Origin of the sequence: Streptomyces lancefieldiae (genome assembly GCF_031845825.1) — a bacterium.
Classification (GTDB): Bacteria; Actinomycetota; Actinomycetes; order Streptomycetales; family Streptomycetaceae; genus Streptomyces; species Streptomyces lancefieldiae.
On record NZ_JAVRFH010000161.1, the window covers coordinates 1 to 3,179 of the forward strand.

General features: G+C 70.2%; 3 protein-coding genes. All 3 read left to right on the plus strand.

Annotated elements, in window-relative coordinates:
* Positions 1-1,142: B12-binding domain-containing radical SAM protein (locus RM812_RS41150; protein WP_311585993.1), on the plus strand; the 1,142-nt coding region annotated here is incomplete at its 5' end.
* A gap of 77 nt (positions 1,143-1,219) precedes the next feature.
* Positions 1,220-2,170, plus strand: coding sequence for a S66 peptidase family protein (locus RM812_RS41155; protein WP_311585994.1), 951 nt, complete (start codon positions 1,220-1,222; stop codon positions 2,168-2,170).
* Positions 2,167-3,171, plus strand: a complete 1,005-nt coding sequence (locus tag RM812_RS41160) for an amino acid--tRNA ligase-related protein (protein WP_311585996.1) — start codon at positions 2,167-2,169, stop codon at positions 3,169-3,171. Before RM812_RS41155 ends, RM812_RS41160 begins: the two co-directional genes overlap by 4 nt.
* The last annotated feature ends 8 nt before the right edge of the window (positions 3,172-3,179 follow it).

Here is a 3,179-nt window from a genome sequence, read left to right on the forward strand (position 1 = left end):
ATGCGGTGTGCATCGGGGTGAGCATCATGACCGGCGGCGGCCAGATCGGCCACGCCCTGGACCTCGTCCGCGCGGCCAAGAAGCGGGCCTACTGCCCGCCGGTCGTCTTCGGCGGCCCGCACGTCAACGTGCTCTCCGAGCAGACTGCCGCCGACCCGCTCGTGGACGCAGTCCTGACCGGGCCCGGGCAGAACTCGATGCTGGACTACGTTCAGTCGCTCCTGGGCCGCGTGCCCCGCCGACTGGTCCCGGGCCTGCGGATCGACGACGGCGCCACCGTCTTCGAGGGCAGGCCGAACCCGCCCCGCACCCAGAACCTCGGCGCGTACCCGTGGTCGCTGCTGAACGTCGCCGATTACATCCGCGACGACCCCACGGTGGCCCCCCGGACGCTGAACTACGTGAGCTCCCAGGGCTGCGTCTACAAGTGCGACTTCTGCTACGAGAAGATCTACAAGCGCAAGTACTCGGCGATGCTCGCCGGCCCACTCCTCGACGACATCGCCGACCTCAAGCAGCGGTTCGCGATCAACGGCGTCAAGTTCTACGACGCCGACTTCTTCGTGAACCTGCAGCGTGCGATGGGCTTCTGTGACGGGCTGGTCGACCGCGGGCTGGATCTGCGGTGGGCGGCCAGCATCAATCCGAACGACATCCTCAAGGCCCGCAAGAAGGGTCTTCCGCTGCTGGAGCGGATCGCGGCAAGCGGCTGCTCGCGGCTGCTGATGGGCGTGGAATCGGGCAACGACCGCGTGCTGGAGGAGGTGGTCAAGAAGGAGATCACGCGGGAGAAGATCCTCGACGTCGCCGCCGACATCGCCGCGCACAAGATCCTCGGCTCCTACACCTTCATCGTCGGCTTCCCGGGGGAGACCGACGGTGAGGTGGAGGACACCTACACCCTGATCGAGGAGCTGCGCCAGCTCGACCCCGTGCCGGAGACCCGCGTGCACCTGTTCGCCCCTTATCCGGGCGTGGGAGAGCTGTGGGACAAGGCGGTCGCGCTGGGCTTCGAACCGCCCGACTCCCTGGAGGGCTGGTCGAGGTTCGACTACTACACCTCCCTGACGCCCTGGACCAGCGAGGAGACCGCTGCCCGCGCCCGGGAGGCGACCCGCATGCGGCTGGCCCCCGCCCGCTGACACCCCCTACCGTCACCCTCAGCACTCATCCGGCTACCCCGCGCACTGGGGTGGTTCGTCTCTGTTAGGAGAGCATCTTGTCCGCCCGTCTCCTGCCCGCGCCCCTCTCCAAGGGCGGCCGCGTCGGCGTCGTCACCGTCTCCGCTCCCGAACCGGCCGCCCACCCCGACGTCTTCGACCGGGGTCTGGACCGTCTGCGCAGCCGCGGCTACGAGCCCGTCATCGCCCCGCACGCCGCGAGCCGCGACGGCTACCGCGCCGGCAGCGAGACGCAGCTCGTGGACGACTTCCACGCCTTCCTCACCGACCCCGGCATCGACGCGGTGGTGTGCGCCGGTGGCGGCAAGAGCGCCAACCGGCTGCTGCGCGGCCTCGACTACGAGCTGATCGCCCAGCACCCCAAGCCGATCGTGGGAGTGAGCGACCCGAGCCTGCTGCTCAATGCCATTACCGCCCGAACCGGCCTGATCACCTTCCACGGCCCCGCCGTGCTGTGGGACTTCGGCGCCGAGGAGCCGCCCACCGCGACGGGAGACCACTTCGCCGCGGTCCTGGCCGGCGACGCCGCGGCCGCGCGCATCGACGCCCCGCTGACCTGGGCGCGCACCGGCACTGCCCGGGGGCACCTGGTCGCCGGCTGCCTGTCCTCCCTGCGCTGCCTGCTGGGCACCGTGTGGGAGCCGGACTGGAACGGCGCCGTGCTGGCGTGGGAGGACGCCTTCAAACCGGTCGAGCAGCTGGACCAGGCCCTGACGCACTTCCGCGACCGCGGTGTCCTCGACCAGATCGCCGGCATGGTCGTCGGCGAGCTGGTCAGCTGCGAGCCGTCCGGCGGCGTCTCGGCGCACGAGATGGTCATGGACCTGTGCGCCGAGTACGACTTCCCCATCGCCTTCGGACTGCCCTTCGGGCACACCCCGCTCAAGCACACTCTGCCCGTCGGCGCGGAAGCCCTCGTGGACTCCGGCGCCGCCTGCGGCCTGACCATCACCTCGCCGTGGACCGCGCAGGGAGGTGACGAGAGGTGACGATCACTCCGGACCAACGGCGCCTGTACGGGACCCTGCTCAAGCAGCACCCTGCCGAGAGGGACCTGCTGCTGACGAAGGCGGTCCTGATGCGCGCCATGCGCGCGTGGCTGCACGAGACCGGATACACGGAGGTGGCCGCCCCCGTCCTGTGCGCGGCCCGGGAGAGCGCACCGATCCCGCAGTTCTCCACCAGCCACCCGCTCACCGGCGACGCGTACCACCTCAAGCACTCGGCGGAGGAGCACCTGCGGCGCCTGGTGATGAGCGTGGACCGCGTGTACGACCTGGGCAAGGCCATCCGGGCCGAGCGGGCGGATGAGACCCACGCGATCGAGTTCACCATGCTGCAGACCGCCGCCCGGGACATCTGCCTGGAGGACGGCATCGGGCTGGTGACCGAGCTGGTCCAGCACACCGTCCAGGCCGCGTTCGCGTCGCTGCAGACTCCGGGCGGGATCGACTTCTCCGTCATCCCCCGCCGGCCGGTCGATGACGCGATCGCCGAGGCGCTCGGCGTCAGTCGCGCCCCGGAGGGAGCCGAGCTCGTCGCGGCGGCGCAGGCCTGGCTCAAGGACCACGGCCTGCCGGCCGGCGACTCGCACTGGGCGGTGATGGAGGAGTTCGTCAAGCACGCCGTGGAGGCTGCCGTCACAACCCCCGTCGTGCTGCACGGCTTCCCCTACGAGCTGCGGCACAACTCCCGCGTCGACGCCCATGGGCGGGCCCAGCGGTTCTCCCTGATAGCGGCCGGTGTGGAGCTCTGCGACGGCGGGGTGAAGCTGCGGACCGCCGACGACTACCGGCCGATGGTGAAGACCAACATCGCCTTGCGCACCCAGTTGCACAGCGTGCCGGCCGACGAAGGGCCGGTCGACTTCTTCGCCGACATCGACTACGACCCGGCGGACGTCTTCACCTTCGGCCTGGGCGTTGAACGGCTGCTGGCGCTGTGCACCGGCCGGACCGTGTTCGACACCCTGACCTTCCCCTACCACTAGAGCAAGAG